Below are 25,019 nucleotides of genomic sequence, written 5' to 3'. Positions count from 1 at the left end.
ACACCGGGCAACAGAGTCCCACAACGACTGGACCACTACGACGGGCTCACCTCAGCCGGCCGAGGTAAACGAGAGTTCTCGAGTGCAGCTAACGCGGCGACTTCATCGAGCCGGGTGACTTTCCCTGGTTCGACGACGTGAAGCGCCTCACCCGCCGCGAACGTTTCTGGGAGTACATCGAGGATTCGACGAGCCAATTCTGAGCGGTCTTCAGTCGTACGTGCTGCGCGCAGCGAACGTTCGATAACTGTGGAGAGATGTCGTGCGATCGCCAGGCTCTGTTCCGCGTCGTCGACGTTGCTGTACTCAGCGCGCGCACTATTCTCAAGCGACAGCTGCTGAACGAGACTCTCGGTCAGCAGCGTTTCATAAACCCCCATGTCCACGTGGCGGAGGGTAGTAGACGTGTCCGATAAATCTTCTCAGGACTCGACGCAAACAACCCGTGAATGCAGTTGACCTTCGCTTTGCGGATAGCTAGCAGGAGGAACGGCCTGTCTCGCCCCAGGAACTTAAGGGCGTCCGCAAATTCCCACCTCACATGTCGGCGGGATGCGACATACTCGGCTCTCGAACGCCCGGCGCGGTGGCGGCGTCAAGACGGATCGATGAATCGGAGCATGCATGAAGGTCGTGTTTTTGCACGGCATCGGCGAGGGAGACCCCAACTACGAATGGCTGGAGGGTCTGAATCGCGGGCTGGTACAAGCGGGCCATCAGCCAATCGACCGAGAACAAGTCATCGCCCCGCGTTACAGCTCATACCTGCGGACCGAGGCGAGAGCAGGAAAGCTGCCACCACTTACCTATAAACCGGTGGATGAAGCGCGCGCACGTTTCGACTTCGAACGAAGGCAAGCTCGGGTACAACGTCTGCTGCAGGTTCAATCCGGGGTGCGTCCGTTTGGCTTCAACATGATCCCCGACGTCGTCTGGGAAGCCGCGCCGGGGTTGGCATTCGGGCACTTACCGATCATGAACCTCGACCAGGTGAGAACGTACGTGCGCGACGAAAAAGTCCGTGCGGACGTGATGAACCACATTCTTGACTTTCTTCCTACCTATGGCGATGTGCTGCTGATCGCTCACAGTCTTGGGTCCGTCATCGCCATCGACCTCCTCGACCATCTGCATGAGAACCTGCACGTACGGCGATTCATCACGATCGGCAGCCCGGCCAATATTCGAGCGCTGCACGAGGGCAGCGAGCGCCTGCTAAAGAAGTTTCCGTATGCGCGAGTGGACGACTGGTCGAACTTCATCAACGTGCGCGACATCGTCACGGGAGGCCGGGGCCTGGCGAGGATCTTCCCGGGGGCACAAGACTTCCTGCTCGACGGGATCAGTGGCCATGACGCCAGCACCTATCTTGGAGATCCTGCAGTATCCAGTCTGGTCGCTGACGCGCTCTACCCGTCCAAGGACCTTGCGCCCGCGAGTGCCGATATCGCGGTTCGGATGAGTGATGGAGAAGCGTCGACTCTGCTGCTGCAGCATTTCGCTGAGGCGGTTGCACGCAACATCAAAGACGCCGGACGAGCCGAGCGCTATCGCGCCACGTTGAAGATTCTTCGCGAGGATCTTGCCGCACAGCTCGTTCAACAAGTGTCGGCTGGACAACCGCTGGCGCCCGAGATGCGTGAATTGATCGCAGGCAAGTTGCCGCGATTGCCACACCGTTGGGAAGTTCATGAGGCCGTCGGTGAGCTCGTGGTACTGGCCCTGACGAACTGCGTTACCCCTTATGAAATCGATCCCGGTGACGCGCCCAAGAAGGCGCTCGAGGACATTGCCGTCGAGCTCGGGTTCCGGCGACAAATCGGCAGAGCGGTGGCGGATGCAATCAATGATGTCCAGGCATGCGTCTCAAGCAAGGGGGGCGTGCCGTGGGGTCGGGTGTTAACGGCAGCTGCAGGAGTGGCGTTAATCGCGGCGGGGCCAGTGGGACTCGCTGTGGCGGCACCAGCGGGCGTATTCGGCGGCGCAGCGATCGTCGGAGGATTGGCGGCATTCGGCCCGGGCGGGATGGTCGGCGGGCTGGCGATGCTCGGCGGCTTGGCGGGCGGAGGAGCCGCAGCTGCGGCCGCGGCAATCGCAGGCGGATCTGGTAACGATACGGTAGCGCCGAACCTTGGCAAACTAATGATGCGCGTTGCGACTGAGCATGCACGTAAGCAGCTGGACCTCCCCTTCGACAGCACGCTGTGGTACCAACTCACCGACTTCGAGTGCCAAATCTCGGCAGTCATCAACCGGCTCAATGCCTTCGACGATCCAAAGTCAACAGCACTTGCTCAGCTCACCGCTGCGCAAGTGGCGGTGAATGCGTTATTGCGCTTCATGATTGAAAAAGGACTGTCACCAGATGCGATTACTGACGGTGAACCTAAGGTCATCAGCAGCTGATATGGGACTTATCCGAGCGCTCGACGGAGTGAGACGTGTTTGATCGAAGCGACGACGAGTGGGACGCGATCGTGGCAGACACTCAAGCTTTTCTCGAGGACCGGGCCCGCTCGCGTCGCGTCACGAGTTACACAGAAGTCAACACTGCGCTCGCGGCCGCCGGTCATAGGCCGTTTGATTTCTCCACGCAGAAGGATCGCAATGCCATCGGGGCGGCGCTGGGCGATGTCGTAAATCGGTCCGTCGCCGAAACCGGTCTAATGCTCTCAGCGATCGTGACTTATATCGACAGAAACGATGCTGGACCCGGCTTCTACAGCCTGGCAATCCAACTCGGCCTGCTCCCGAACACAGCGACCCAGGACGACAAATTGGCGTTCTGGTCCAGTCAGGTCGGCAAGGTCCACGACCTTTACGCCAAACCGCGCCGGCGTGTCTAGGCGCTGCGGGCCCTCTAAATTCGCCGCACGTCTGCCACGTCGCCTGCAGAGCACCTCTCGAATTCCAGGCGACCATGTCGAGCAATAGTTGTGACAAAACCACCCGTCGGATCCGCCGTAGACCAGCAGACGATATCGCAAAGGCTCGGGGTAGCGAATTCAGGACTTTTGCGGGGCACCGGCGATCACTTCACCGTCATGAAAGCCTGTGAGCTCGGCAGCACCCCGCTGGCAACTTCACAAATCCGTCGGGAGCTCGGTGTGCAGCTCGAAGCAGCTCTCGCGCCACCCGAACGGTCGATGTGGCCATGCGTTGTTGGACGAGGTTCTCAGCAACCACACGCCTCCGGACTTCAGTCCAGTTATCGGTGACTACAGCAACCTGAGCAACGGCGATGGCCTCGTCGACGAACGGGCCGCCCGTGGTGAATGACAACCGATACTCAGCGTCGGACACAGAACCCCGGTACTTGCTGGACGACCAAACGACCCGTTCGCCACCATCTGCAATCGCACCGACATCGGACAGATTGCGATGGCGAAGCATTGGCGTTCTTCCGGACTTCACGGTGAAGCTGACTCATGCGCGTTTCACGCGGTTGCAAGTGCGTCAGCTGTCAGCAATATTCCGCAGCAGTTCCCGGGTCATCGTCAGCGGATGGCTGGGGAACTGCTCATCAAAGTCGGGTAGTTCGCTCATGTTCATCACGAAGCCGGTGGTGGAGTGGTCAAAGGGGTCGTGGGCCCAGCCGCCGGTCGGGTCGCCTGCGGTTGGCTCGTGAAGCATGTTGTGGCGTTGCGCCATTTCGTACACGATGGCTTCCCGCGTGCCGGTGAGATCGCCCTCGTCGAAGTGTCCCCGGATCTGCAGCGTGCGCTCGCCGATCAGGTGCAGTGTCAGGTTGTAGTGGACGCCCCTGGGGTCGCCGGGGATCTTCATGAGGCTATAGACGTACGGGACACCGGAGGTCGTATGTCCCGCATCGACCCCAATCAGGCCGGCTTCGCCCGCACGGACCTCGTCAGCGCCGCGCAGACCCGCGATGACCGCCTGTTGATCCAAGGGCATCGCCGCGCCGGGGGGGATGGAGTGCATCATCAGGAAACCCTTAGCCCCGTCGTTGAGCGTGAAGCCGAACACGCGGGTATCGGGGGGATCATCGGGCATCGTCCTCAGCGGTTGCCAGCGGTCGGCCAGCTCAAAGGTCGGCCCGCCGGACCACAGGCTGATCTGCATCGTCGTCTCCCTGAAGAACTGGGTGGTGCGCGGCTCGGGTAGCGGTCGGCGGGGCGGCGAGGTCTGTTACAGCTCGAACCACTCCAGGGGGCGGCGCAACTGGCCGCCACTGTAACCCTTGGCGATGTGCTGCTGGATCTCCTCGGCGAGGTCGGCGAGTTCCGCGCTCACGCTGTCCTCGGTCTCGTCCCAGACGACACGGGCATCTGCGTCGATCTCGCCGGTAGCGACGATACGGCCGCGGGCTCTGTCCTCGATATGGAATGGTCTGCTCACGGACAGCCATGCTGCCACACCGCCCCGACGATTCCCGATCCCGGCGAGGCCGAAATGGGTTGCGCGATAGACCGATGCATGGTTGACCCAAAAAGTGGGGACCCGCGAACCCGAACGGCTGCTCCCCCGCAGGCGGATGGCTCATTCTGCGGGGAACCGTTCGAGGAAGGGGGTGGAATGGCGGGTGATTCCGCAGGGCCGGGTGGCGGGTTCCGGCAGCGATTGCGCCGGAAGCTGGGTCTGGACGAGGGGTACGGCGAGGCGGGCGAGCCGGACCCCGTGGAGCACGCCGCCGCGGTGGTGCGCAGCTACGGTGCGGGCGGCTACACCGGCTCGGCGTTCGACACCTACGGCCACAACGACCCCGTCCGGATCAAGTCCGATGACCTGATCGCGCTGAGCATGCTGTCGATCCAGATCCGGGAGCAGAGCACCTCGGCGCTGCGCCCGAGTTCGATCCTCACCCTCGACTCTCGGGCCGGCCGGATCACCAAGCTGCTCGGGCAGGTGCCGGCTGGCCGCGAACTTCACACGCTCGCGGAGCCAGAGTTCGAGCGGTGGCTGGGCCCCGGATCCCCGGGCGAAGAGCTCTATTGGCTGCTGCGCAACGACGCGTCGATACCGCGCGTCGCGGTGTACAAGCTGCTGGCTCGAAAACGGCTGGGGCTGCTACCTATTCGCGACACCGTCGTCGAGAAAGCCCTTGGACAAAAGGCTGCTCCCTGGTGGCGGCCGTGGTGGGAAACCCTGGCCGCCGATCCCGACCTCGTGGCACGCCTCGGCGAGATCCGGCAGCGCTCCGGGTCAGGGCACCTGAGCCTGCTGCGGGTCGCCGACATCGTCGTCTGGATGACGCATCGGCCCTCGGACGACATCGGGCCGGAATAGCCCCCAGAGGGGCGGACTGCCCATAACTGCCCGGAGTGTCATAAAGACGGCAGCCGCGCCATGCCACAGAATGAACTTCCGTCGTCCAGTCGCTGTCGCCAGGCGAGACATCACGTCCGTCAATTGCCCGAAAGCCGACAACAAGGTGCTATTGCCTGCACCGGTTCGCCCGAAGAACGCGACGTTAAATGTTGATAGCACCTCCCGTTGTTCGTCGAGATGTCTGCGAACCTTCTGGGCGACGGCGTTCGTTGCGTCGGCCACTCCTGAATCAAGGGGCCGAGTCCCTCGGCAGTGGGTAGCGATATTGCGTAGGATTCGCTTGCTGCGGCGCCCAAATCGGCTAGCACCGCCATCTCATCGCGCTCCGCTTCAAGCGCGCTTGCGATGGCTCGAACAAAGTCGGTCTCGTCAAACATTTCGCGCAAGTCACCCCGTGTGATGAGGGCCGCCCCGAGCGGGTCTCTCACGATTGCGACGTTAGCCGATAACCCCGACACACTGGGCAGGGATTGCCCCAGCTTCAGCTGGGCGGTGCACGAAGGCGTTACCCGATGAAAACCCGCAAGTTTTTGACGTGAGAAGACGGCGGCGGCGGTTGACTAATTGATGGCACAGATACCTCTGGTAGCTCATCGAGCGAGGCACCGCTCTAATCCCAGAGCGGTTTTGGTGCCGGTGCCGGTCGGTTAATTCTGCTTGCGTCCAGGACATACTCGAGAGCATCCCGCAACCAAATGGCGTTGTCCGTTGACAACGGCATCTCCGCGTCCCAATGCGGGAATACAATTCCCCACCCCGTGGGCGCCCCACCCGGCAACTCGTACTTTGCGATAACGCCCCCGTAGGTTCGCCAAGCGATCTTTCGCTCGGCGGTTCCCTCCGGGACCGACGCAGCGATGCCGACCATGATCCGGTGACCGAAATCGGGCACAACTTTGACGTGTAAGCCAAGTTCGGTAATCCTGCCGTCGCGTGGATGCCACGGACGTTCTGGATATGTAGAACCCAACAGTGGGTCGAGAGAGTCGATTGTCTGCTTCCAGAGGTTCAGCCAGTTCCTGCCTGGACCTACGACGAAGGACAGTTCGAGCCTCACTGGCCCTGGCGGCAGCTCTGCCGAATTCTCCGCGCTCGCGCGGATCTGCTCCTTAAAGGCGACAGTCGAAGCTGACGCGGTCGGCCGCGCGATCAGCAATCCGGTAGATGGTCCACGTACCTTTACGGCTGCTTCGATCCCGACGAACGACCGGTCGCTGTGCTGCTTCGTGCACCACACGGATACCAACCCGGCGTCCCGCAAGCGATAGGCCAATGGATACGCATAGTTGTCAAGATCGGCGGCATCAAGGAGATCCCGTGAAGTCGGTAGCCCGACGTCGAGCCGGAGTGCCCAAGGGCCGTCGATTCGCGAACCTGCTAGGAGTGCCTCCGTGTCGTCCAGGTAGGCCTGTAACCGAACTTGGTCGGGGTCGCCGGTCTTGTTCCACGACGCCAGCCGAGGCGCAAGCCTCAGTTGGAAGGCGGTCCCCTCTGGTCTGGCGTACCAATCCATCGCCCCAAGATAACGACGCACACCGACAAATCATCGGGATCGCCGGCCTTCGCCCGGCTTTTCGATCAAGCGAACTGCTCATCCCCGGCGGCACAGCTAACGGTCCACGAGCCCGGCACCCGCTCACCTACTTATGGCGCGGTCAACGCAATAATTTTGTCGCGGTCGGGATCGACGTGTTCGTGCGCCCAGTCGACAACCTCGTCCTCCTGAGTAAAGACGATCACCTGGTGCTCGGCGCTGAGTTCATGGAGCAGTTCCAGTATCGCGACAGTGCGCGCAGCGTCGGACTGCGTTGTGACGTCGTCAAAGATCAGCGGAGCGGTCTCGGCGCCGCCGGAGAGTACTTGCGAGAGGGTAACGCGCAGCAACAGGTAGATCTGTTCGGTTGTGCCCAATGAGAGCCGATCCGCTTGGCGGACTTGGCCGGTGGCCTCGGTCACTTGCATCGTGAGGTTACCTGGGTCGACGGTGACATCGCGGTAACGGCCGTTTGTCACCCTCGGTAGCCAAGGGCACATCCGGTCCGCCAAAGCCGGCGCGATAGAGGCGTTGGCCCGCTCCTTCGCGTTCTTGAGTTCGGCGGTTGCCGCGTCCAGACAGGACGCCAGTGTTTCCACCCTGGTGACCGCCCGCCGCGCATCGGCCTCTGCCTCCACAGCCTCGGCGACCGACCCGAGGTCGCCCTCGAGTGTTTGGATCTGCCCTTTGAGCTGTCCGTCACGGTTGATCGTCTTGTCAAGGCGATCTTTCGCCTCCGCAGTGAAAGCGTTTAGATCGGCCGGCATCGGTACATCCGGCTCGGGCCCGGCGCTCGCCGTTTGCGCCGCGAGCTCGGACGTTAGATCGGCGAGCTCACGGCCGCCGAGCAACTGTGCGAGCAGTGCAACGTCGGTCTTCCGCGCCGCCGACGCCTCCAGCTTCGACTCCTGTTCGCGCGCCCACCGTCGCAGCTCGTCGACGGCCTTCGCAGGCTCGACTTTGAGGCTGAGGTTTGCTGCGAGTTCGACGACACCGCGCCTCTGGGCTTCGCGAGCGGCGAGCGCCTCGAGGTGGCCCGCTTCGACCTGCTGTCTCTGACTGTGCGCTTCAACGAGATCGTGTCTACGGGCGGCCTGCTGTGCTACCTCAGCGCGTGCTTTGCAGGCGTCGACGTAGTCGGTGAAAGCTTGAAGGGTCTGCGCCACATGATCATCCGTGATCTCGGCGTGAGCAGCCTGGCCGAGCAAGCGGCCTAGGACTCTGACACGTTCTTCGCGCAAGGTTCGAAATTCGGCGGCTCGCTCCGCGTGCTGAGCCGCCAGCTTCTGTGCGGTACGGGCATCGTCGATCGCGCGGGCGACCCCTTTGAGGGCCTCGGGATCCGGCTCGAGGGCTTCGTTGAGCACCCGCTGTCGTGCGTTGTCGACGATTTCCTGATGTTGGCGTAGTGCAATCTCCTGCGCCATGACCGCCGCCTGAGCCTCCTGCGCCCTGAGCGCCTCGAGGAGGAAGTCGGACTGCTCTCGGGTGGCGGTGATGAGCTCCTCAGCGGCCGACCGCTCGGAGCTGTGGAGCGCCGCGAGTTCCGAAGCCTGCGCAGCGTTGAGCGCGGCTGCGTGATAGGCGGCTTTGGCTTCCCGGTAGGCGAGATCCTTTCGCTCGACCTCGTCCTGCAGGGCTTCAATTCGACCCGCCCGCTCGTCTCGGGCCGCCTGGAACTCCGCTACGGCAACCGTATCCACCTCGGGCGGCGTCGACGCGAGAATGTCGGCGAGAGTTCGCAACTCATCGGCGGGGAGGGTGGTCGGAGGCGGCGCGGCGACGGGCGTCGCCGTCTGCATGTGCGTGGCTAGGGCGGTCTGAGCGTTAACCAGTTCGCTTTGGGCCTCTAGGACCTCGGCGCGCGGTTCGAGATCTCCCTCGGGGATCGAGGGTAGAGCATCTATCTGAGCCTGTAGGTCGGCCGCCGACGGCCCGTCGGCAAGCGGCGCAACGTCGGTTCCTCCGTCGAACACGGCGAGGAGTCTGGTGGCCGCCGAGAGCTTCTCGCCGTCGACCGTCAAGTCGGCCTCGTTCGTCTCCGCGAGGCTGGCTGACAACTCGACCGCTTTCTCGACCCGACTGCGCAACTCGTACACGCTCTTCCACATCGCGAGACGTTCCGCCACTTCGACTCTGGTGCGTGCATCGACGAGGGCAGCGGCGAGCTTCTTACGGTTAGCGATCGCTTCGAGGAGCTCGCCAAGATGATCCCGGCGTGTCTCCGCTAGCGCCTGAGCGGCCCTCCAGGCCGAGTGGCTGATTGCGAGTGGCTTCTTGCCAGTTAGCACTCCTACCCACTCGCTACGCCGCTCTTTGAGCCACGCGAGCGCGGCGTCGGCAAAAGCGTCCGCCGATTCACTCGCGGCGGCCTTTTCCAGTAGCGTTTGAAGCTCGCCTGCATCTTCGAGAACCCGCAGTATGTCGGACTGCCCGGTGAAAATGGTCGCCCGCGCTGAGTGGCGGTTGAGACCAAGCAGTCGGGTGCCATCGAGGCTGTTGTCGGTGAGCAACTCGGAGTCGGACACCGTCTGCCCTGTCGACGCATTGACTATTAGCCACTCGCCCTTAGCCAGATCCTGTTCGATCGCCAGCATGCGGTCGTCATCGAGCGTGACGGCAAGCCCCACAGACCATTTGGATCCGGACCACGGCTTGTGCCGGTTCTTGTACTCGGTTTCCTCGGCCGAGCCTCTTCCCCTGAACTTCCTTCGGCCAGCCAGAGCCGCGTAGGTGGCATTGAACCAACTGGACTTTCCGGCTTCGTTGGGTCCATGCACGATGTTGAGACCTGCCGCGAAATCCAAGCTCTCATCGCGCAACGGCCCGAAAGCGGTCCCGATCACTTTGGTGATGCGCACGTCTCAGGCCCCCTGAGCGGAGGCATCGAGGGCGGCGAATCCGAGCGCGATGGTCTGATGCCGTTGCAGCTCAGGGGTGTTGGCGTACGCCATTGCGTGGAGGAACTCCGCGCGGGCACTGTGATCCGTCGGGTCGACCGGCGGCGTCGCGAAACTCAGAGAATCGAGATCGAGCACGACCTCCGGAGGGAGTTCCCGGTCCGGTCCCCCGAAACCTGGGAGCAGCACGCCCGGTGCAAGTGTGCCAAGCAGTCGCAGCAATAGAGGATTGCCCGGCGTTAATAAGGCCTCGAGAATGTCGTCAAGTTCGTCGGTACTGGCCGCATCCGTGACATCGACGTCCACGAGCGATCCGGGTTGACCGGACAGGTCGATATGCTGCGCAGGCCTCCGTGGCTCCGCGCTGTCGATCAGAAGGACGAACCCTCCGGGACCGCGGGGATCGTGCACCAGATCGGGGACGGCGAGCGCCCCATCGGCCATTTCGGCGCGAATCAGCACCTGCGAATCCGGCGCGTCCGGCACCCGTGGGGCGGAGCCGCCCGGCGCCGTCCACGCGCTAGCCCAGACCGAGGACGCGGCAGCACAGGGCTGATACTCGGACGACGTACAGATCAATGTGTTCGAAGCCCATGTATGGGTGTTGTAGAGACTGTTGCCGTCGTACCAGTCGGATCTACCAGGGACGATGACGACATCGCCGCTGAAGGTTCCGAGGATTTGGGACGCGTAGTCGACGGTGACGCGTGACGCGTACGAGCGGTCGAAGAGGTCGCCCGCGATCAGAAGCATGCCCGCGCCCCGGTGATTCGCTTCCTGGACGACGAGCGCCAGGACTTCGCGCGACCACCCGCGTAAGGCGGACCCGAACCGGGCGCCGAGGCCAGTCCACGCGTGATCGAGGTGCACCCCGCTCACGATCATGATGTCCACGACCCAAAACCCTCCCGTTTGCTGTCTATCATGCGGATAGTCATCCCGGAAGATTGGAGACCGCGGTGCCGGACGGGTTCGCTCACCTGACGCCGGGAGCCAAGGTCGAGGGATTAGTCGCCGACGCGGTCGCCGAGATCATCGAGATCACGCGAGCCGGCCCGGGCGCGTTCGTCCGCTACCGCGACGAGTACGGCATCGAGGACTCGCGACTTTGCTCGGCCGAGGAGCTACATGAAGTTCTACTGGTCGGCGGTTGCGGCCCGACGCTCGACGCCGATCCCGAGCAGTTCTGGCTCGCGATCGAAGCCCTGCGGTTGCGGCACGCATCCCTACTGAACCCGCTGCTCGCCGTATCCTCGTCCAACGTCGAGGCCTTGCCGCACCAGGTGCAGGCTGTCTACGACTGCATGCTCACCGGCCGCCCGAAGCGATTCCTACTCGCCGACGACCCCGGCGCCGGAAAGACCATCATGGCAGGTCTTTTCATCAAAGAAGCGCTCGCGCGGAGTTGGATCCGGCGGTGTCTGATCGTGGTGCCCGGCAGTCTCGTCGAGCAATGGCAGAACGAATTACGGGAGAAGTTCGCACTCCACTTCCAGATCTTCGACAGAGCGCTCCTAGGTGATCCGCCGGCCGAATCCTTGGACGGCTTCCCTTTCCTCATTGCCCGTCTCGACCAGTTCAGCCGCAGTAAGGACCTCACCGCGCTGGCAGTGGACGGGAATTACGATCTGGCGATCTTCGACGAGGCGCACAAACTCGCGGTCAGTGCCTGGGGCAACACAGTCACGAAGACGAAGCGGTTCATGCTCGCCGAGGCGATCCGGGACGCAGTCCCGAGCACACTGCTGATGACGGCCACCCCTCACAACGGCAAGGATGCGGACTATCGGGCATTCCTCACCCTCCTGCGATCCGCCGATCAGCCCGCCGTCGACGACCCGGCAAATGACGGGCTGATGCGCCGCCTGGTCAAAGAACAGCTGGTCCATCTGGACGGGTCGCCACTGTTCCCCGAGCGCCGCGCGAGCACTGTGCCGTACCAACTCAGTCCGATGGAGCACGATCTGTACGAGGACGTCAGCGAGTACGTCCGCGAGGAGATGAACAAGGTCTCCGACGACGACACCAGGCGCAGTGTGGGTTTCGCACTGGTCGTCCTGCAGCGACGGCTGGCGTCCTCGCCGCGGGCGATTCTGCGGTCGCTCACCCGTCGGCGCGACCGGCTTCGCGCTCAGGCGGACCAGACCCACGACGACGACGCGAAGCTCGCTGCCAATTTGGCAGCGTCGCTCGGGATCGTCAACGAAGATCCTGATGAGATGACCAGCGCGCGGGCCGAGACCTACCAGGACGAAGTAGTCAACGTTGCCACCAATGCTCGCACGCTCGCTGAACTTGAAACGGAAATCCTGGTGCTCGACCGGCTCGTCGAGAAAGCCGAGTCGGTTCACGAAGCACGCGTCGATGCGAAGTGGGAAGCGCTCGCCGAGTTGCTCACCAGCGACGCTATGTACGACAAGGACGGACACCGCCGCAAGATCATCATTTTTTCCGAGAATCGGGACACGCTGGATTACCTCGAAGACCGTCTCGCGCAGCTCCTGGCCAAGACCGTCGACGTCCAGGTGATCCACGGCGCGATGTCGTGGGCGGATCGTCGTACGTCGCAGACCAGGTTCATCGAGGAGCCGAGCAGCTCCGTGCTAATCGCGACGGACGCCGCGGGCGAGGGCGTGAACCTCCAGGTAGCGCATCTGATGGTCAACTATGACGTCCCGTGGAACCCGAACCGGCTCGAGCAGCGGTTCGGTCGGATCCACCGCATCGGCCAGCGGAACACCTGTCATCTCTGGAACCTGGTGGCGGCCGACACCCGAGAAGGTGACGTTTTCCGGACCTTGCTCGAGAAACTCGAAGTGCAGCGTCAGGCACTCGGCGATCAGGTGTTCGACGTGCTCGGTGAGGTGCTGACCGAGATCAGCCTCAGCCAACTGCTCACGCGGGCTGTCAACCGGGAGGCGGACCACGAAGACATCGATTCCGCGCTCGACACGATAACCGATCGCCTGAAATCAGCGGTCGCGAAGCGTGCGGCATCAGTGAGCACGCTGACACCCGAGGAGCTAGCCGTGCTGCGTCGTGAGATGGAGATCGCGAAGGCTATGAGCTTTCAGCCGAATGTGGTCCACGCCTTCATGTTGCGCGCCGCACCGCTCTTTCACGTCGACATCAGCGCCCACGGCGGCGCATGGCGGGTGGCTTACGTGCCGACGAAGCTGCGCCAGCGGTTCGGTTCGTCGCTGCTGGCCCGCTACGACAGAGTGGCGTTCGAGCACTCGGAGAGCCAGATCTTCGCGGCCGATCCGGCAGAGTTGATGGCGCCTGGGCATCCGCTAGTGTCAGCGCTGGTCGAAGCCGTCAGCGAGGAGTTCGGCTCAATCTTGCGCGATGGGATTGTTCTGTCCGACAACCGATCTGATGAGGATTACGTACTCGTAAGCGTCGTTAAGTCCGCCGACGGGAGCGCGGTGGCGTGCGGTACCTACGCCGTGTTCACCAATGGCGACCGACCGCACGTGAGTCCCGCGCTCTACACCGGATTGGATGTGGGGTCGGCACCAGCGGCGTCCGAGATTGCCGCTGCCAAGTCGGCGATAGCGGACGTGGCGCAGGACGGTGGAGAGATCGCCGCGGTCGCGTACGTCCGGGGAACAGCAAGCCCCGCGACAGCCGCGGTCTGGCGCGCCGCGCGCGAGGCACTGCGCGATGCCCTGATCGAGAAAAGTCTGGAACCGATTGCGGCCTTGCCGGGTCAGGGCTGGGATTTTACGACGGGGAATGCCGCGGTCACCTTTTGGTCAGCCGCGCCGCCGGGTGAGATGCAGCGCCGACGCGCCGAAAAGCACGTGGCTGCGAATGTCGTTGACAGCTACCGCATTTGGCGCCACCGAAGCCAGGCTGATCGCACATCCTAAGTATGCGCGATGGCACGATGGCAGAGAGACTTTCAGCGGTACACCGCCGAACTACTGCCCTCGAACTACCCGCAGACGAGACACCCCGGCGGTAACACCTCGACACGATGGTCCGCATCGCGACGCCCGATTTCTCTGGTGCGGTGCAACCCGCAGCGAGTGCCCCAAACGCAAACCGGCCTCCATTGGAACCTCTGACCGAGACCACCGTGGTCCAGGCAAGATTGTGCCTTCGCCAGTCTTTACTGGTTCAGGTATTCCGCGGCGAATCTGGAGTGCATGCTTGCGTTTAATACGAGGTTCTCGATGCGCACCCACCGAGCCAACATATTCGGTACGAATGTGCAGAAAGCCACGGTTTTCCCTTCAGGATCCGACGGGTCAGGGCACCATGCGCCGAGCAACTGCGTCGGCGAAAATTCCTGAGCCTCAGCGATGTTGAGATCGTTCGCTATCCCGCCGACAGCATCAGAATCAGCGCTGATGGGCAACCGCATGATCGTGAGTACACCATTTCCGGCCTCAGGGTGCGGCACGTCGGTGAAAACTTGTACCAGCGATGTTTGGAGCGTGCTACCACGCTCGGACGATAACGATATTGCTGGCGCACCACCGACGAACGGCACTTCACACGTCAGCCCTGTCGCGTCTGTGGATCCGAGGAAGTTCATATCCGCTAGGAAGCGGCCGACGGCCTCCATCCCTGCGCCAGTGAAGCGCGAGGGCTGCTGTCCCTCCTGAACGACGACCTGCGTCACGCCAAGTATGTCGTCCATGTCCGGACGTTGACCACTAGACGGATGGTTCGAGGCCGCGGGCACACCACCAGTCATCGCACCGATTCCGCGGGCGCGATTGGTGGCCGAAGCATTCTGCAAGATCGCCGCGGTGGCCAACACCTTGCTCATCCAACCAAAATTCTCTTCGTGGACGCCGGCGGTGCAACACTCGCTGATCGTTGCCGAATCGCTGTTCCACACCAGCGCGTTCAACGTTGCCTGCGCGTTCAATGGCGCCAACACGACCGCTGGTTCGGTTTCAGGGTCGACCTCGGAAACAAGGTCAGTCCAGATTCGAACGGTGCAGACAATGAGCCCCTGCGACTCGACGGGTTCGGCGACCTCGACGTGCTGGGGGAGCCGGTACGACCACCACGTGAAGCCTCTTTCGCGACGGATAGACCACTGCTCGTCGATCATCATCTGCTCATAAAGGCTTTCGAGCAAACGAAGTCCGACGTCATTCATCGTTGCAGCTCCCCAACCGTGCGCATTTAACTCCCCTATCTGACTCTAGGTTTGACCTCGCCGACACGGGCGCCTACTGCGCGAGATGTTCAGCAGGTTGGCACGGCGTGGTGCGTCCAACTGAGCTCCAATGGACTCGAGCTCGACCACCCGCGAACTACGTATGATCACTTGACCGGGAACACATCAACGGTGACGCTGTACAACAACCACTCCGTCCGCACACCGTAGTGTGTGCCGAGCTCTTGAACTCGCGTTGCGAGTTCCGGATTGGGTTGTCCGGTCACGATGATCAACCGCGCACCGGCACGTCCCTCCTTCTTAGCTTGTGCCCATAAGCACGACATGTATCGGGCGGCTTGACCCAACAGCCGGTCGTCACCATCGGCGACCTTCAGTTCGAAGCCAACTAGCTCGTCAGTCTTCTTATCGACGGCGAGCAGGTCGATGATGGCGCTGCCGTCGAGGCGGACCTCCCGATTGCGGAATCGCAATCCCGCCTTCTTAATGTATGGCAACGCGGCCCAATTCATCGCCAGGAACCGTGAAAGCTCCTTCTCCTCCGCGAACCGCTGGCGGGGTTGCTGAAACTTCGGAATCGGCCGCTTCAGGTCGAAGAAGAATATCCGCGTGTCAGGACCGATACTCGGATCCCTCAAGTTGGGGTGGGTGGCGATCCCAGCAGCGTCAAGTCGTTCGTCGAGCTCCTCGAGCAGCTTCTCAGACTTGCGTTCGTAACCCGCCTGCTGGATCAAAGTACGCAAGTAGCTACTCGGGCTCTGCTTCAGATTGGGTGTCGAGTCGCCTTCGCGATCGACGCGCTTCCGCGTTTCGTCGACCAACCTCTGAAGCTTGCCTTCTCTAGTCAATCTCGCCGGCACCGCGTGCCCACCTCCGCAGTTCGATCGCCCGCCGAGCAACGCCGGCCTGGCCTTGTCCTATCACGCCTCCCCAGGCCGCCGCAGGCAAACGTGCTGCTCGAAGGGCTCCGGGTCGCACCCGTCGCGGGGCCTCGAAACTGATTCGACAACTCGACTGCAAAGCACCGCGCTCATTCGCTTTAATCGAACCCGGACGGCCGAGCACCCGACCATCCGGGAGAGTCAAGATCGAAACGACGACAACTGCCTATGGCCGGCCGGCGATCGAGCACCTGGGCGCCCAGATCTCCGCGCTCAAAGACGGAGATCCCCTTGCACCGGTGACCGTGATCGTCAGATCAAACTTCGTATCGGTGTCGACCCGCCGAGCGTTGGCCGCGCGTCCCGGCGGCATCGCGAACGTCAGCTTCCTCACCCTGCGTCGCCTTGCCGAACAGCTCGCCGGTCCGAGTCTCGCCGAGAGCGGTCGACGACCGCTCTCGGCTCCGCTCATCGCATCCGCTATTCGCGGCGTCTTATCATCTGAGCCCGGCGTGTTCGCTGCGGTCGCCGATCACCCCGCAACCGAGCAGGCACTCGCCAGCGCGTATCGAGAGCTAAGGGAAGCTCCCGACTCAAGTCTTGATGAAGTGGCGACTTGCTCGGCCCGTGCAGCAGACATCATCCGAATTCAGCGATCTGCGCGTACCCAACTCGCACCTAACTGGTACGACGAGGAAGATCTACTTTCCACCGCCGCAGCACTTCTGATGGCCGGTGAGGTGAAGCAGCCAAGTCCCGTCGTCCTTCATCTTCTGACGTCATTTACAGCCGGCGAAGCCGCGATGATCGCCGCACTCGACGATCACCACAGAGTCATCGTGAACGTTGGCGTAGTTGGGGACCACGACGCTGACGCCGCGACCGCCGCGGCATACCAGCTCGCCGACATCGCACTTTCTCACGATGATCCGTTCGAGCCCCCGCTCGCCAACAAAATCCTGAGCGCCAGCGACCCCGATGAAGAGGTGCGCGGCGTAGTCCAAGCGATCATGGGTTGGATGCACGACGGAATCCGGCTCGGGAATATCGCCGTTCTGTATCCGACTGCTGATCCGTACGCTCGGCTGCTTCAGCAGCAGCTGGAGGCAGCCGACATTGCGGTCAATGGCACGCCAGTCCGCAGCATCGGTGAGATGCTCTACGGTCGCACCATCCACAACCTTCTGGCGCTGTCCGACCGAGACTTTCGGCGTGCGGATGTTCTCGGACTGCTCTCCGACGCGCCAATCCTAGGAAATGAAGGCCGCGTTCCCAGCCGAGCCTGGGAGAGAGTTTCCCGTCTGGCTGGCATCGTCCATGGTGACGACTGGGATGGTCGACTCCGGGGGTGGGCTGCCGCACAGCGTGAACGAGCAGACGCAGATTTCGCCGAAGGTCTTGAGTGGCGTGCTGACCACCACCGTCGAGATGCGGACCGCGCAGACGAGCTGTCCGCCTTCGTTATCGAACTCCGGCGTGATCTCAACAGCCGCCACCCGGATCAATCGTGGCGCGAGACCGTCGCCTGGCTGACCGACCTCGCCGGCAAGTACCTCGGCGGTGACCGGCGACGCATGTCATGGCCGCCCGACGAGGTCGACGCAGCGCACCGGATTGAGGAATTGCTGGACCGACTGGCCGGCTTGGACGCGCTCGGCGGATCTCCTCCGAGCATAGAGCTGTTCCGGCGCACCCTCGAAAGCGAACTGGCAGTGGCGCTTCGAAGGGTCGGGCGGCCCGGCGACGGCGTTTTCGTCGGCCACGTGTCAGCCGCAGCGGGGATGCTTTTCGACCGCGTCGCAATCCTCGGCCTGTCCGAAAGACGCTTCCCGCCACGCAGGTTGGAGGACTCCCTCCTCCCCGACGTCGAGCGCGAGGCCGCCGAGGGCCACCTGCAGTTGCGGGCGCATCGCGTCCTGGACGACCGGCGCGATCTGCTCGCCGCAGTGGCAAGCGCCGATGCGACATTGCTCTCCCATCCCCGAGGCGATCTGCGCCGGTCGACTGACCAGCCCGCGTCGCGCTGGCTTCTGGTAGACGCCGCCCGCCTTGCCGGTGTCGCCCATGTCGAGTCCGACGAACTCGCCAGTTACGCCGATGAGGCATGGCTGACTTACACCCCTTCATTTGCTGGGGGGCTGGCGCGCACGGGTGTCTATTGCAACGAGCAGCAGCTTCGTCTCGCTGCCATCGCCCGAGTAACGGTCGACCATCCGCTGCTCGCTGACGACCGGCCGTCGCAGGCGGCACTACAGGTAGTACGCGCCCGACGCAGCACCGACTTCACCCGCTTTGACGGCAACCTTGCCCATCTCGCTACCGAAATCGGTCTCCCTGAACACATTTCGCCGTCTCGACTCGAAGCATGGGCTAAGTGTCCACGGACATACTTGCTGGGCCATGTGTTGGGGATCGAACGCGTTGAGGAACCTGAACGGCGATTCGAGATCGACCCACTCACGAGGGGTTCCCTGGTTCACTCGATACTCGAAGACTTCATCCGCACCGCACTGGACACTGGACACCCGCTCGACACGTGGACCGAAGCCGACCACACCCGCCTCCAGGAGATCGCTGCGCAGCACTTCGAGCGAGCCGAAATGCACGGCAATACCGGCCGTGCCATACTCTGGCGCGCTGAACGAGTCCGCCTTGCGGGCGAACTCGACAAGCTGCTCACGGTCGACGCTCAACGGCTCGAGGAAGGCTATCGTCCCGTGGCGGCTGAAATGGGCTTCAGCGGCATCCCAATCGAACTACCCAGCGGCCACACAATCCGCATGAGGGGCTCAATCGACAGGATCGACCGGCACTCGGATGGATCGCTGGCCGTCATCGACTACAAGACCGGAAGTGCGAGCGGCTACACCGGGCTGAGTGAATCAAACCCTCATCACAACGGCCGACAACTGCAGTTGTTCGTGTACTCGGAGGCAGCACGTGCCGAATACCCCGACGCCTGCGAGGTCCGTGCAGACTACTGGTTCACGAAAGATGCTAGACAGCAGGGATATCCGATCACAGAGACTGTCCGTCAGCTGGTAACTGAGGCCATTGACACCATCGTGAGTGGAATCGGCGCAGGGGTGTTTCCAGCGCATCCGGTCGACCGACCAACCTGGGGGTGGGTGGACTGCTGGTACTGCACTCCCGATGGGCTAAGCGACCAGCACGCCCGGCGCGAGTGGGAGCGGAAGAAGGATGATCCTGCGCTGGCCGTCTACGGTGCGCTGTTAGCCGAGGTTGGTGACAATGTCGACTGACCTTATAACCGACCGCGCTGCGCGCGACGCAGTCATAAATGATCTCGACAGCACCATATTCCTTGAAGCCGGTGCAGGATCGGGCAAGACATCGTGTCTGGTGAATCGATTTGTTGCGCTTGTGGAATCGGGAGTACCCGCCGACCACGTCGCGGCGATAACTTTCACGGAGAAAGCTGCTGCAGAACTCGTCGACCGCATCCGCGCTGAGCTGCGTCGCCGCGCCCCGAAGAATGACGCATGCCGCGACGCGCTGCTGGTCCTCGACAGCGCTGCGATCGGTACGCTCCACTCTTTCGCTCAGCGCATACTCACCGAACATGCCATCGAGGCGGGCCTGCCCCCGCGATTTTCTGTTAACGATGAGATCGCCTCGCAGATTGCATTTGAGACACGGTGGGAACAGTTCGCGGATAGCCTGCTGGACGACGTCGATCTCGAGATGCCGTTAAGACTTCTCTTCGCAAGTGGCGGCAGGCCCAAGCACCTTCGCGATGTCGCCGTTGCATTCAACGCAAACTGGGACCTGGTCGCCGATCGTATCGACACGGCGCCGCCGCCAGTTCCATCCGTCGATGTCATTGACATCCTTCGAGGTCTCACTGAGGTCATAGCTCTCGCGGAACACTGCACTAGCGAAAATGACCTGTTATTCCGTCATTTGACTACTAGCGTGACTGAGTTCGAGGCCCGACTGCGCGATGCTGTCGACGACGACGGCCGACTGCAACTGCTCGATGCGCCGAAGCTGAAATCGGCTAAAGGGCAAGCACTCAACTGGGCAAGCATTGGCGTTCAAGTTATTCGAGACCGGCTGAGCGACCTTCACGAAGCATGCGCGACGTTGCGCTCAGCGGTGCTCGAGGGAGTGCTCCAGCTGCTCGCCGCGGCTTTGGCTCGATTCACCGCCGCAAGCGCGGCGCTCCGCCGCGACGCAGGTGAGCTCGAATTCCACGATCTGCTCGTGCTCGCACGGGACATGCTCCGTCACGGAGCCACAGGACCGGCAGTCCGCCAATCATTGGCGCGCCGCTACGAGCGGCTCTTGCTTGACGAGTTTCAGGACACCGATCCGATCCAGATCGAAATCGCTGTGTTGATTGCGTCGGACGACCCCGATGCGGGCCAGAAGGATTGGTCGACCGTTGAGGTGACTCCCGGCCGTATCTTCTTCGTTGGCGATCCCAAACAGTCGATCTACCGATTTCGACGAGCCGACATTGGCCTGTTTATGAAAGCGCGCGACGACCTCGTTGGGCCCTCATTGCAACTCAGCCAGAACTTCCGTACTGGAGACGCGATTATCAAGTGGGTGAACTCGACATTCACGCAGCTGATCGTCCGAGAAGGATCGTCACAACCCGACTACCAAGCGCTTATCGCCGAGCGCGATGATCCTGAGGTTGGGCCATCGGTCGCATTCTTTGGTCAGGAGCATGAAAGTCGGTTATCAGCTGATGAACTTCGCGGTGAAGAAGCTGCCGACGTATCGGCGACGATTCGTCGGGCCATCCGCGAAGGGTGGTCCGTCGCGGAACGCACACCCTCACATGAGGACATCTGGCGCCCTGCTCGTTGGAGCGATATCGCCGTCCTGCTGCCTGCGCGCACGTCGCTGCCGTTTCTCGAGCGCACTCTCGAAGACGCCGGTATTCCATTTCGTGCCGAGACATCATCGCTGGTGTATGGAACCCGGGAAGTTCGCGAGCTGATGCTGGTTGCGCGCGCGATTGACGACCCGACGGACTCTCTAGCCGTCGTCAGCGCTTTGCGCACAACAGCGTTCGGTTGCGGTGACGACGACCTATTTCTGTGGAAGAAGCGTTACCGCGGTGGCTGGGATCACCAAGCCGCGCTTCCCGACGGTGCGCCCGGCGGCCACCCGGTTGCACAAGGCATCGCATGGATGTGTCAACTTCATCGAGAGCGCCAGTGGTTGTCGCCGAGCCAAGTAATCGATCGAATCTTGCGCGAGCGGCGGTTCTTCGAACTGGCAGCTGCGGAGCGCAGGCCGCGCGACCTCTGGCGGCGGCTGAGATTCGTCATCGACCAGTGCCGCGCGTGGGAGGAAGCCGGCGGTGGGAGGTTACGTGAATATCTTCAATGGGTGGAAGGACAGTCGGGTGAAGGAACGCGAGTCATAGAGACGGTACTGCCCGAAACCGACGACGATGCGGTTCGAATTCTGACCATCCACGGCGCGAAGGGGCTGGAGTTCCCAGTTGTGATTTTGTCGGGAATGACCACACTGATGACATCGCAAGCGCGCGGTGTGGAGGTTCGCTTTCCCGAGTCATCTGGCTGGGCGATCAAACTCTCGAAGAGTTTGTCCACCACTGATTTCGAAGACACACAGCCGGTTGAAGAACAGATGGATCACCATGAGCGGCTTCGCCTTTTGTACGTCGCCACGACTCGAGCGCGGGACCACTTGGTGATATCAACGCATCGGAATGTGCGCGGCAACCGATCAGCGCCAACCTCTGCCGAGGTTCTGCAGGAGGCTGGATGGAACCCTGAGCTGGTCGAGGACCTCGACTTATCCGATGAGCCGTCTATCGACCCGCCTACGTCGACCACCACCACTGAACTAACTCCGTTGCCCACCCTGACGGAGTGGCAGTCGGCGCACGATGCCGCATTGATCAGCGCGTCACGCCCGATCGCGACGTCCGCGACACGACTGGCGAAAGAGGCAGCGGCGAAACAACAGTCGAACACAACTCCAATAGACCCCGGGCTTGCAAAGGGGGCGAAGGACATCGACCTGCCACCGTGGCAGAAGGGCCGGTACGGCAGCGCAATCGGGCGTGCCGTCCACGGCGTGTTGCAGGTGGTCGATCTGGCTACCGGAGCCGGCCTAGCGGCCGCCTGCGCTGCGCAGGCCGCTGCTGAGGGAGTTCTCGGCAAGGAGGATGTGATCGAAGCGCTCGCCCAGGCTGCATTAGATTCCGATGTCGTTAAGACCGCTGCCGTACGGCGCCATTGGCGGGAGGTCTACATCGGAATTCCCTGGGAGGCAGGGGTTCTAGAGGGATATGTCGATTTGCTCTATGAGCGCAATGGCGGGCTAGTGGTCGTCGACTACAAGACAGATTCGTGGAGCGACGAGAGCGAGCTTGATGCGAAAGTGGAGCTCTACAGCGTGCAGTTGCACGCCTACGTTGACGCGGTTCGCACCGCTGTCGGTCGCAATGTAGCCGAAGCGACTCTGCTGTTCCTACGGCCCGGCGGGGCAATTGCTCGTCACGTCAGCCCTAGGACCCCAGAAACCGCTTATGGCAGAAAGGAAAACTCGCCTTCATGACTGGCCACCTGTTTGTAGTTAACGGTGACCTGACGAAGATCGCCTGTGACGCCATCCTGATTCCGACCGACGAGCGCTTTCACATTACAAAGGCTTGGAAGAAGTTCCTGTCTGGAAGAACCAACAACAGATCGTGGGACAACGAGTTGGTGATTCGGCTCCGTTCGACGACCAAGGAGCCGCACATCTGGCTAGGGAACGCAGGACAGATTGGCAATGACTCCGACTTCAGGGCTTTCGAACCCATCATCAACGAATTCGTCGAGAAAGCCGTATCTGCCCTGGCTAAGCGAAGAAGTAGAGCCCACGTCTATACGTGGCCAAAGTTTCGACTAGGTGTGAATGTTATCGGAATCGGCCGGGGTGGTGCATCCAACCGAAAGGGCGAGCTTGTTCATGGGCTCATGCGCGCGCTTGATCGCATCGCTGAGCATCACGATGTGGACATCGTCCTCGTGGCGTATGGCGACAAACACTATTCTGCATGCCAGCGTGCACGGCGTCAGGTCGCTTCCGACAGGCCGCTTAGCGAAGTGTGGCGCTTCGACCAAGAGGCGAATCCACACCTCGAATCCTGCGCACATCGCCTTGCACAAGCCGCTATCCGTAGCAACCTCGTTCTGTTCGTCGGCGCCGGGGTTAGCATCGGCGCAGGTTTGCCTTCGTGGGGTGACCTACTACAGAAGGTCGCCAAAAGCGGCAGAGTCGATCCCAATATCGTGAAGCGGTTGCGATCCAAGGACTATCGAGACCAAGCGACCCTTCTAGAGCGCTGGCTCGGATCAGAAAATGGGTTGAAGAAGCGAGTTGCAACCGAGCTCGCAACTCCAGATCGATACTCCCTCCAACACGGCTTACTCGCGTCACTGCCAAGTAAAGAAGCCGTGACCACCAACTTTGACCAGCTTTTCGAGACTGCGGCGACATCGGGAGGGCGCGAGCTTGCCGTACTACCAACAAATCCTTCAGATGCCGATGGCAGATGGCTATTGAAGCTGCACGGATCGGTGGACTGCCCCGAAAACATGGTTCTCACCAGGTCTGATTTCTTAGACATGCCTCGCCAGTACGGCGCGCTCATCGGCCTCGTCCAGGGCCTACTCCTCATGCGACACATGCTTTTCGTCGGATACTCGTTGCGGGACGAAGACTTCCACGAACTGATGTACGAAGTGCGTGCGGCGCGTGGAGATGCAGCGGCAGGCGCGTCCAATGCCACCGTCCTAACTCTGAGCGACGACGGGCTCGAACGGCAATTGTGGGAAGACGACCTCGCGATAGTTCCAATGTTTTCCCGGCCCGATGAGGACGTCGACAAGAGCGAGGCAGCTCGTCAGCTCGAGATCTTTCTCGACTTGGTCGGATATCTGTCTACCACGTCTGCTTCCTTCTTTCTGGACACCACATACAAGAGTCTCTCGAAAGATGAGTGGCAGCTTCGAAATTCGCTGATTATGCTAGCCGGCAAGACGCGTGATGCTTCGCCCGGATCTGTTGGCTTTATCGTTAACCGTTTCCTTGAGGAACTCGGGGACAGCTCGACTTAGCAGTGCACAGGCCTACTCCCAGAATGCGATTTCCGGTTCAGGGTCCAAGTAGCATGTCGCGTCTAGCAGTTGCCGCGCCTCCTCAGCTGAACTTGCCGCCTCGAACTCAAATAGCTCATCTTTCATAATTAGCGCCAGCGAGCCCCGCTGCTCTCGCCAAGTTCGGACCTTCGTCGCGGCGACGAGGTCATATATGCCCTTAACTTCCACGGCCAACTCTTCTACCAAGAGGTCTGGCGCGTATCGCACGATCTCACCGTTGATCGAAACCTCGCAAACTCCCATCAGCGCACGGTCGTAAGGACGCCACTCCAGTCCCAGCCGGTCGCAGTTTTTCACGAACGTCACCTCCTGCGGCGAATCAAGACGCGCCCCTCCGTAGGAGTAGCGACCGGCCCCCGCGACTGAAGCGGCTTTGCCTTCACTGATCGACCGGCGCCAAGCGATCTTCTCTTCATGGTTCATGCGGGCGAAATAATCACTGAGGTCGCAACCCGCTGCGTTCAGCCAGTTTCGTACGGAATCTTGTGTCGCACCCAATTTCTTTGCGATCCGAGGCACGGACCAGCCATCATGGAAGCGTGCGAGCGCTTCCGCACTTCCGACCTTCCCGTCAATCCGCTTCTCACCCAGTCCTTGCTTGGCTAGCCACTTCTTTGCCGTGGTCGCGCTTACCCCAAACTCCTCAGCAACGCGCTCAGCCGATCCAACTTCACGTTTCTGTGTCGGATGCCACCGCTTGCTGCGTTCCCAAGCGGCGGGCAACTCATCTTTGATCTCTTCGTAGCGGGCGTCCATGGTGAACCGGCCGACTTTTCGGAGCCTGTTCGACTTGATGCCCAGCTTTTTGATTCTGAATGCTCGAATTGTTTCAGCATTCACCTTGAGTGGCAGGGCCTCTGAGATGACTTCGTCGGTCAATCCCTCGTCGACATACATTCGCTTGATGTCAGCAGCGTGCGGGTCGAGGACGGATACGTGGCGGACGTCGGGCTTTTCCACGCCATACTTTGTCCGCCAGCGGTATACCGCTTGGCCATCTGTTTCGACAGACAGCGCCTCAGCAATCCGCGCGTCGGACATTCCGGCGGCGGACATCTTGAGGGGGACCCGTTTGGTGGTCCAGTCGCTATGCGGCTTGGGGTTGGTGGGTCG

Annotated in this window: 17 protein-coding genes; 7 read left to right on the top strand and 10 right to left on the bottom strand. The window is 61.8% G+C overall.

What is annotated here, in order from left to right; genetic code table 11:
• Positions 1-35: 35 nt before the first annotated feature.
• On the bottom strand, positions 36-386 hold the full coding sequence (locus M1248_RS32365) for a hypothetical protein (protein ID WP_317150822.1): 351 nt from the start codon (positions 384-386) through the stop codon (positions 36-38).
• A 238-nt stretch (positions 387-624) separates the two neighbouring features.
• On the opposite strand from M1248_RS32365, the gene M1248_RS32360 reads away from it, so the two are divergent.
• Positions 625-2,406, top strand: coding sequence for a hypothetical protein (locus M1248_RS32360; protein ID WP_317150821.1), 1,782 nt, complete (start codon positions 625-627; stop codon positions 2,404-2,406).
• Positions 2,407-2,441: 35 nt separating this feature from the next.
• Positions 2,442-2,846 carry a hypothetical protein gene (locus M1248_RS32355; protein ID WP_317150820.1) on the top strand — a complete coding sequence of 135 codons (405 nt, stop codon included), beginning with the start codon at positions 2,442-2,444 and terminating at the stop codon, positions 2,844-2,846.
• A 196-nt stretch (positions 2,847-3,042) separates the two neighbouring features.
• Here M1248_RS32355 and M1248_RS33510 read toward each other — a convergent pair whose 3' ends face one another.
• The 3 genes from M1248_RS33510 to M1248_RS32345 all read right to left on the bottom strand — a co-directional run bounded on the left by M1248_RS33510 (position 3,043) and on the right by M1248_RS32345 (position 4,359).
• A complete protein-coding gene (locus M1248_RS33510; protein ID WP_410506778.1) occupies positions 3,043-3,393 on the bottom strand; it encodes a BrxA family protein in 351 nt (116 codons plus the stop codon).
• A gap of 63 nt (positions 3,394-3,456) precedes the next feature.
• A complete protein-coding gene (locus M1248_RS32350) occupies positions 3,457-4,083 on the bottom strand; it encodes a hypothetical protein (RefSeq protein WP_317150819.1) in 627 nt (208 codons plus the stop codon).
• A 66-nt stretch (positions 4,084-4,149) separates the two neighbouring features.
• Positions 4,150-4,359, bottom strand: a complete 210-nt coding sequence (locus M1248_RS32345) for a hypothetical protein (protein WP_317150818.1) — start codon at positions 4,357-4,359, stop codon at positions 4,150-4,152.
• A 177-nt stretch (positions 4,360-4,536) separates the two neighbouring features.
• On the opposite strand from M1248_RS32345, the gene M1248_RS32340 reads away from it, so the two are divergent.
• Complete coding sequence (locus M1248_RS32340) at positions 4,537-5,247, top strand: DUF6308 family protein (RefSeq protein ID WP_317150817.1); 711 nt, start codon at positions 4,537-4,539, stop codon at positions 5,245-5,247.
• 652 nt (positions 5,248-5,899) lie between these two features.
• Here the strand turns inward: M1248_RS32340 and M1248_RS32335 are convergent.
• The 3 genes from M1248_RS32335 to M1248_RS32325 form a co-directional block, all read right to left on the bottom strand.
• Positions 5,900-6,802 (bottom strand): hypothetical protein, encoded by a 903-nt coding sequence (locus M1248_RS32335; RefSeq protein ID WP_317150816.1) that lies wholly within the window; start codon positions 6,800-6,802, stop codon positions 5,900-5,902.
• 131 nt (positions 6,803-6,933) lie between these two features.
• A complete protein-coding gene (locus tag M1248_RS32330) occupies positions 6,934-9,684 on the bottom strand; it encodes an AAA family ATPase (protein WP_317150815.1) in 2,751 nt (916 codons plus the stop codon).
• 3 nt (positions 9,685-9,687) lie between these two features.
• Complete coding sequence (locus M1248_RS32325; protein ID WP_317150823.1) at positions 9,688-10,608, bottom strand: hypothetical protein; 921 nt, start codon at positions 10,606-10,608, stop codon at positions 9,688-9,690.
• A gap of 74 nt (positions 10,609-10,682) precedes the next feature.
• Here M1248_RS32325 and M1248_RS32320 point away from each other — a divergent pair, with 74 nt between their 5' ends.
• On the top strand, positions 10,683-13,598 hold the full coding sequence (locus M1248_RS32320) for a helicase-related protein (protein WP_317150814.1): 2,916 nt from the start codon (positions 10,683-10,685) through the stop codon (positions 13,596-13,598).
• Between the two features lie 242 nt (positions 13,599-13,840).
• Here M1248_RS32320 and M1248_RS32315 read toward each other — a convergent pair whose 3' ends face one another.
• Both M1248_RS32315 and M1248_RS32310 read right to left on the bottom strand, forming a co-directional pair.
• Positions 13,841-14,845, bottom strand: a complete 1,005-nt coding sequence (locus M1248_RS32315) for a hypothetical protein (protein WP_317150813.1) — start codon at positions 14,843-14,845, stop codon at positions 13,841-13,843.
• Between the two features lie 167 nt (positions 14,846-15,012).
• Positions 15,013-15,687 (bottom strand): hypothetical protein, encoded by a 675-nt coding sequence (locus M1248_RS32310; protein WP_317150812.1) that lies wholly within the window; start codon positions 15,685-15,687, stop codon positions 15,013-15,015.
• Between the two features lie 392 nt (positions 15,688-16,079).
• Here M1248_RS32310 and M1248_RS32305 point away from each other — a divergent pair, with 392 nt between their 5' ends.
• Genes M1248_RS32305 through M1248_RS32295 form a run of 3 tightly spaced genes read left to right on the top strand, consistent with a single transcriptional unit; the run spans position 16,080 to position 23,864 of the window.
• Complete coding sequence (locus M1248_RS32305; RefSeq protein ID WP_317150811.1) at positions 16,080-19,010, top strand: PD-(D/E)XK nuclease family protein; 2,931 nt, start codon at positions 16,080-16,082, stop codon at positions 19,008-19,010.
• The gene (locus M1248_RS32300; RefSeq protein ID WP_317150810.1) at positions 19,000-22,317 is read left to right on the top strand and encodes a UvrD-helicase domain-containing protein; all 3,318 of its coding nucleotides are present in this window, start codon (positions 19,000-19,002) and stop codon (positions 22,315-22,317) included. Before M1248_RS32305 ends, M1248_RS32300 begins: the two co-directional genes overlap by 11 nt.
• Positions 22,314-23,864, top strand: a complete 1,551-nt coding sequence (locus M1248_RS32295; protein ID WP_317150809.1) for an SIR2 family protein — start codon at positions 22,314-22,316, stop codon at positions 23,862-23,864. The genes M1248_RS32300 and M1248_RS32295 overlap by 4 nt, the downstream gene beginning before the upstream one ends.
• Before the next feature lie 12 nt (positions 23,865-23,876).
• Here M1248_RS32295 and M1248_RS32290 read toward each other — a convergent pair.
• Positions 23,877-25,019, bottom strand: a 1,143-nt coding sequence (locus tag M1248_RS32290) for a hypothetical protein (RefSeq protein WP_317150808.1), incomplete at its 5' end; no start/stop codon positions are given.

Source organism: Mycobacterium sp. 29Ha (assembly GCF_032883055.1).
Lineage (GTDB): Bacteria > Actinomycetota > Actinomycetes > Mycobacteriales > Mycobacteriaceae > Mycobacterium > Mycobacterium gallinarum.
Note: the sequence above shows the minus strand (reverse complement) of the source record. Positions and strands in the feature narration are given on the sequence as shown.